Annotated in this window: 1 protein-coding gene; it reads left to right on the top strand. The window is 62.1% G+C overall.

The window, feature by feature from the left end:
• Positions 1 to 124: 124 nt before the first annotated feature.
• The coding region (locus AC1DLB_RS31970; RefSeq protein WP_477786531.1) for a class I SAM-dependent methyltransferase at positions 125 to 485 on the top strand (361 nt) is incomplete at its 3' end.

Below are 485 nucleotides of genomic sequence, written 5' to 3'. Positions count from 1 at the left end.
GACGACTGCTGCGCAGCCGAACGGGAGCAAGCTCCCTCGCCACAACAGCATGTCTCTGCATTAACCGAGGTTAGTCCGGCGGTTTATCAGCAAACCCGCGCATCCCCGCGCCAAGTTGGCTAAAATGCCGGCCTTTTCCACCTACACCGCTGGAACCGCCGTGAGCAAAGAATCCGATCGCCTTTTCGCCCAGCCTTTGGCCCAGGTGCCTGACTTCGCCTTTAACGAGGACGTGGTGCGGGTGTTCCCGGACATGATCAAGCGCTCGGTGCCGGGTTATCCGACCATCGTTGAAAACCTCGGCGTGCTCGCCGCGCAATTCGCTCAGCCAAACAGCGTGCTCTACGATTTGGGCTCGTCGCTGGGTGCCGTGACCCAGGCCTTGCGCCGCCACGTGCGCACCGACGGCTGCCGCGTCATCGCTGTGGATAACTCCGCTGCCATGGTCGAGCGTTGCCGCGAATACCTCAACGGCCAGGACTCGA

It is taken from the genome of Pseudomonas sp. 05N434, assembly GCF_056396965.1.
This window is presented reverse-complemented; position numbering and strand designations above follow the sequence as displayed.